Here is a 6,003-nt window from a genome sequence, read left to right on the forward strand (position 1 = left end):
CTATTATCGCCCCGGCTATCGTCGCTACAACGACTACTGGTTCCCGCTGGCGGCCTTCGCCACTGGCGCGCTGATCACCGGCGCGATCATCAACAACCAGTACCGCCCCGTCTATCGAGGCGGTTCACACGTGGAGTGGTGCTACAGCCGCTACAGATCCTACCGGGCGTATGACAACACGTATCAGCCTTACTACGGCCCCCGCCGGCAGTGCATCTCGCCCTATTGATACGCCGGGCAGAGTTGAACAAAGATTGTTGAAGAGCCTGCGCCGGCACCGGCGCAGGCTTTTTGGTGCGCGAATCTAAGAATCTAAATCGTGCTTAGCGTCCTACGCACGGCGTCGCGCCAGCCGGCGAGTTTTGCGGAACGGACCGAAACATTCATATCCGGCTGAAACCGCCGTTCGAGCGCCCAGCTCTTGGCGAATTCCCTTGTCTTCGGCCAGACACCCGCCTTCGAGCCGGCCAGCCATGCCGCGCCAAGCGCCGTCGTCTCCAGGATGGTCGGACGGTCGACCGGCGCATCGAGGATGTCGGCCAGCCGCTGCAAGGTCCAGTTCGACGCCACCATCCCGCCATCGACCCTGAGAACGGTCTTCGCTGACGAGCCCTTCCAGTCCTTGCGCATCGCGTCGAGCAGGTCACGCGTCTGGAAGGCCACGGATTCCAATGCGGCCCGGGCAAATTCAGCCGGGCCCGAATTCCGGGTCAGCCCGAAGATGGCGCCGCGCGCCTCGGCGTCCCAATGCGGCGCGCCAAGCCCAACGAAAGCCGGCACTAGATACACCTCTTGAGTCGGGTCGGCGCTCGCCGCCAGCACGCCGCTCTGCTCGGCCTTGCCGATCACCTTGATGCCGTCGCGCAGCCATTGCACGGCCGCACCAGCGATGAAGATCGAGCCTTCCAGCGCATAAGTGGTCTTGCCGTTCAGCCTGTAGGCAATGGTCGTCAACAACCGGTTCTTCGAGCGCACCAGATCGCTGCCGGTGTTGAGCAGCGCGAAGCAGCCGGTGCCATAGGTGGACTTCATCATGCCCGGCTCGAAACAGGCTTGGCCGATGGTCGCCGCATGCTGGTCGCCAGCCACGCCGAGGATTTTTATCTCTGCACCGAACAGGCTTTTCTCTGTGATTCCATAGTCGTCAGCGCAATCCTTCACCTGCGGCAGCATTTTTCCCGGTATGCCGAGAATGGCCAGAAGCTCGTCGTCCCAGGCATTCTTTTCGATGTTGTAGACCAGCGTTCGCGAGGCATTGGTGGCATCGGTAGCGTGAACCTTGCCGCCGGTCAGCCGCCAGATCAGAAAGCTGTCGATAGTGCCGGCCAGCAATTCGCCCTTGGCGGCGCGTTTCCTCGCGCCCTTCACCTTGTCCAGCATCCAGGCGATCTTGGTGCCGGAGAAATAGGGATCGAGCAGCAGGCCGGTCTTTCTGGTGAACTTCTTCTCCAGTCCCTGCTTCTTCAATTTCTGGCACAGCGGCGCGGTGCGGCGGTCTTGCCAGACAATCGCGTTATGGATCGGCTTGCCGGTCGCCCTGTCCCAGATGACGACGGTCTCGCGCTGGTTGGTAATGCCGATCGCCGCGACATCCGACGCATCGCGGCCGGCGCTGTTCATCGCAGCCTTCACCGTCGCCACGACACTCGACCAGATTTCCTCCGGATCGTGCTCGACCCAGCCGGAAGCCGGATAATGCTGGGTAAATTCCTTCTGCCCGCTGCCTACGACCTTCATTTCGGGATCGAACAAGATCGCCCGGCTCGATGTCGTTCCCTGGTCAATTGCAAGGATAAAGCCACTCATTCTCACTCCCTCAGCCCCACTCCCTTGGCGCAAACAGGGGAGACGGCACGATGCCGCCTCCCCCGATTGTAGCGATGCGGGCGCGAAGGCCCGGATCGATGCTCAGTTGCTCCAGCTCTTGACCAGCTCGTCGTAGTTGATGGTCTGCGCCTTGTCCTTCTCCGGCTCGATCTTCAGCTGCGGCGCGAGATTGCCTTTGGAGACGGCATCAGCGTTCCACTCTTCGAGGGTCTTTTCCTCGGCGAGCTTCGGTCCGATGTCGCCCTGCACGCCGGCGCGCTCGAGGCGCTCAAGCACCTTTTCCTGCTCGGCGCAGAGCGAGTCCATCGCCTCCTGCGGGGTTTTGGCACCCGACGAGGCGTCGCCGATCGCCTGCCACCAAAGCTGTGCCAGCTTCGGATAGTCAGGAACGTTCGTACCCGTCGGCGACCACTGGACGCGGGCCGGCGAGCGGTAGAACTCGATCAGGCCGCCGAGCTTCGGGGCGCGGTCCGTGAAGCTCTTGTGCTGGATCGTACTCTCGCGGATCAGCGTCAGGCCGACATGGCTTTTCTTCACGTCCACGGTCTTCGAGGTGACGAACTGCGCGTAAAGCCAGGCTGCCTTGGCGCGGTCATCAGGCGTCGACTTGAGGAGCGTCCAGGAACCAACGTCCTGGTAGCCGAGCTTCATGCCGTCCTTCCAGTAGACGCCATGCGGCGACGGAGCGAAGCGCCATTTTGGCGTACCGTCCTCGTTCACGACGGGAAGGCCGTCCTTCACCATATCGGCGGTGAAGGCCGTGTACATGAACATCTGCTGGGCAATTTCGCCCTGCGCCGGCACCGGTCCGGATTCCGAGAAGGTCATGCCCTGGGCCGCGGCCGGAGCGTAGGCCTTCATCCAGTCGAGATATTTCTGGATGGCATAGACCGACGCCGGACCGTTGGTGTCGCCGCCCCGAGCCACGCAGGAGCCGACCGGCCGCGACTTCTCGTCGACCTTGATGCCCCATTCGTCGACCGGAAGACCGTTCGGCAGCCCCTTGTCGCCATTGCCGGCCATCGAAAGCCAGGCATCGGTGAAGCGCCAGCCGAGCGACGGGTCCTTCTTGCCGTAGTCCATGTGGCCGTAGACCTTCTTGCCGTCGATCTCGCGGCCGGTGAAGAATTCGGCGATGTCCTCATAGGCTGACCAGTTGACCGGCACGCCGAGGTCGTAGCCGTACTTCGCCTTGAAGTCCGCCTTGTTCTTCTCGTCGTTGAACCAGTCGTAGCGGAACCAGTAGAGGTTCGCGAACTGCTGGTCGGGCAGCTGATAAAGATCGCCGTCCGGAGCCGTCGTGAACTTGGTGCCGATGAAGTCGGCGAGATCGAGGTTCGGGTTGGTGACGTCCTTGCCCTCGTTCGCCATCCAGTCGGTCAGGCTGCGCGCCTGCTGGTAGCGCCAATGGGTGCCGATCAGGTCGGAGTCGTTGACATAGGCATCATAGACGTTTTCGCCCGACTGCATCTGCGTCTGCAGCTTCTCGACGACATCGCCTTCGCCGATCAGATCATGCGTGATCTTGATGCCGGTTATGTCGGCGAACGCCTTGGCCAGCGTCTTCGATTCGTACTCGTGCGTCGTGATGGTTTCCGAGACGACCTTGATGTCCATGCCCGCAAAGGGTTTTGCGGCATCGATGAACCACTGCATCTCGGCTTCCTGGGCAGCGCGATCGAGCGTCGACATGTCCTTGATCTCGGCGTCGAGAAACGCCTTGGCTTCGTCCATTCCGGCATAGGCGTTGCCTGCCCCGAGCAACAGGACAAGCGCAGTCGTTGATGTCAAAAATTGCCGTCTCATGTGTTTCCTCCACTGTTTCAGTTTTAAGTGCGATCGGAGCAGCCGCCGGCACGCGGCCGCCCCAACAGTTTCCCCCTCTATACGTAGCGGAACACGCCGATGGCGTAGACCACGGAGAGAGCGAGAGCCCACCACAGGTTGGGTCCGACAAGACCCAGCCAAGCGAGATGGATAAAGGCGCTGCCAAGCAGCGATAGAAAGAGACGGTCGCCGCGCGTTGTCTCGAACCGCAGCACGCCGACCCGCGGACTGCCGCCCGGCGAGACGTACTCCCAGATCGCCATGCCGCAGAGCAGCGCCAGGATCGTGATGAAAAAGATCGCCGTCGGCAACGTCCATGCCATCCAGGTGAGATTCATGTCACATCCCTCCCAGGGCAAAGCCCTTGGCGATGGTGTTGCGTATGAACTCGTGCGTTCGTTTCATCACACCCTCCCCAAGGCAAAGCCTTTGGCGATGTAGTTGCGGACGAACCAGATCACGAGCGCGCCCGGAAGGATGGTGAGCACGCCGGCTGCGGCCAGCACGCCCCAGTCGAGGCCCGAGGCCGAGACGGTGCGCGTCATGATCGCGGCGATCGGCTTGGCGGCGGTCGTGGTCAACGTCCGCGCGATCAGCAGTTCGACCCACGAGAACATGAAGCAGAAGAAGCAGGCCACGCCTACACCGCTCGCGATCAGCGGCATGAATATCCTCAGGAAGAAGCGTGGGAAGGAATAGCCGTCGATATAGGCGGTCTCGTCGATTTCCTTCGGCACGCCCGACATGAAGCCTTCAAGAATCCAGACCGCCAGCGGCACGTTGAACAGGCAGTGCGCCAGCGCCACCGCGATGTGCGTGTCGATCAGGCCGAAAGCCGAATAGAGCTGGAAGAACGGCAGCGCGAACACCGCCGGCGGCGCCATGCGGTTGGTGAGCAGCCAGAAGAACAGGTGCTTGTCGCCGAGAAAACGGTAGCGCGAGAAGGCATATGCTGCCGGAAGCGCCACGGCGACCGAAATCACCGTGTTCATAACCACATAGATGATGGAGTTGATGTAGCCCCTGTACCAGGACGGATCATTGAAAATGACCGCGTAGTTAGCAAGCGTCGGGTTTCTCGGCCAAAGCGAGAAGGCGCCGAGAATCTCCTGGTTGTTCTTGAAGCTCATGTTGACCAGCCAGTAGATCGGCAACATCAGGAAGATGATGTAGATCGTTGGCACCAGCCACCAGAACCGTGACTCCTCACCCCGCCGCCGCATCTTGCGTGCCAGCGTGGCGTTCGCCGTCTGCGCTTCCGCTGTAGCGGGGGTTTGCCGCATCAGCGTTCGTTCGTTGGCCGTGGTTTCGTCGAGGTGTGCCATTTCACCGCTCCGCGTCGTAGGCTGTCATGACGGTGTAGAACACCCAGGACAGGAGCATGATAATCAGGAAATAGACGATCGACATGGCCGCCGCCTCACCGAGGTTGAACTCTCCGATGGCCAGCTTCACCAGGTCGATCGACAAGAAAGTGGTGGTGTTGCCGGGCCCGCCGCCGGTGACGACGAACGGCTCGGTGTAGATCATGAAACTGTCCATGAAGCGCAGCAGAACCGCGATCAGCAGCACACGGTTCATCTTGGGCAACTGGATATAGCGGAAGATCGCCCAGCGCGACGCCCCGTCGATCTTCGCCGCCTGGTAATAGGCGTCGGGGATCGAGACCAACCCTGCGTAGCAGAGCAGGACCACCAGGCTCGTCCAGTGCCAGACGTCCATGACGATGACGGTGACCCAGGCGTCGGACGGGTCGTTGACGTAGTTGTAGTCGAAGCCGAGCGCCCGCAGCGAATATCCGAGTAGACCGATGTCGACGCGGCCGAACACCTGCCAGATGGTGCCGACGACGTTCCACGGGATGAGCAGCGGCAACGCCATCAGCACCAGGCAGACCGGAACGCCCCAGCCCTTCTTCGGCATGTTGAGCGCAATGAAGATGCCGAGCGGAATCTCGATGATGAGGATGATGGCCGAGAACACCAGGTTGCGGCCCATCGCTTCCCAAAAACGGTCGGAATGCAGGATTTCTTCGAACCATTCCGAGCCCGCCCAGAAGAAGACGTTGTTGCCGAAAGTGTCTTGCACCGAATAATTCACGACCGTCATCAGCGGGATGATCGCCGAGAAAGCCACCAGCAAGAGCACCGGCAGCACCATGAACCAAGCCTTGTTGTTCCAGGTCCTTTCCATGCTCAGCCTCCGATCTCGACGCGCCAGGAATCGGCATAGATGTTGATGCCGGCCGGGTCGAAAGCGATCTTCGGATCGGCGGGAATGTCCTCGTCCTCGCCGACAATCGCCGCTATGTCGCGGCCTTCGAAACTGGCGCGCACCACCTTGTGGCGG

The 6,003-nt window shown here is 61.2% G+C and carries 6 protein-coding genes and 1 pseudogene; 1 reads left to right on the forward strand and 6 read right to left on the reverse strand.

What is annotated here, in order from left to right; genetic code table 11:
- On the forward strand, positions 1-229 hold a 229-nt coding region (locus EOA85_RS25235; RefSeq protein WP_164759864.1), incomplete at its 5' end, for a BA14K family protein.
- An 83-nt stretch (positions 230-312) separates the two neighbouring features.
- On the opposite strand, the gene glpK is transcribed toward EOA85_RS25235, so the two are convergent.
- From glpK to EOA85_RS39290, 6 genes and pseudogenes are all read right to left on the reverse strand, one after another.
- Positions 313-1,806, reverse strand: a complete 1,494-nt coding sequence (gene glpK, locus EOA85_RS25240; RefSeq protein WP_127211583.1) for a glycerol kinase GlpK — start codon at positions 1,804-1,806, stop codon at positions 313-315.
- A gap of 102 nt (positions 1,807-1,908) precedes the next feature.
- Positions 1,909-3,633 (reverse strand): ABC transporter substrate-binding protein, encoded by a 1,725-nt coding sequence (locus EOA85_RS25245; protein ID WP_065009558.1) that lies wholly within the window; start codon positions 3,631-3,633, stop codon positions 1,909-1,911.
- Positions 3,634-3,710: 77 nt separating this feature from the next.
- Complete coding sequence (locus tag EOA85_RS25250; RefSeq protein ID WP_065009557.1) at positions 3,711-3,992, reverse strand: DUF2160 domain-containing protein; 282 nt, start codon at positions 3,990-3,992, stop codon at positions 3,711-3,713.
- A 66-nt stretch (positions 3,993-4,058) separates the two neighbouring features.
- Positions 4,059-4,979 carry a carbohydrate ABC transporter permease gene (locus EOA85_RS25255; protein ID WP_203546849.1) on the reverse strand — a complete coding sequence of 307 codons (921 nt, stop codon included), beginning with the start codon at positions 4,977-4,979 and terminating at the stop codon, positions 4,059-4,061.
- A 1-nt stretch (position 4,980) separates the two neighbouring features.
- Positions 4,981-5,847, reverse strand: coding sequence for a sugar ABC transporter permease (locus EOA85_RS25260; RefSeq protein ID WP_127211584.1), 867 nt, complete (start codon positions 5,845-5,847; stop codon positions 4,981-4,983).
- Between the two features lie 2 nt (positions 5,848-5,849).
- Positions 5,850-6,003, reverse strand: a pseudogene (locus tag EOA85_RS39290) (ABC transporter ATP-binding protein); the annotation flags it as partial.

Origin of the sequence: Mesorhizobium sp. M5C.F.Ca.IN.020.29.1.1 (genome assembly GCF_003997375.1) — a bacterium.
Taxonomy (GTDB): Bacteria; Pseudomonadota; Alphaproteobacteria; order Rhizobiales; family Rhizobiaceae; genus Mesorhizobium; species Mesorhizobium wenxiniae.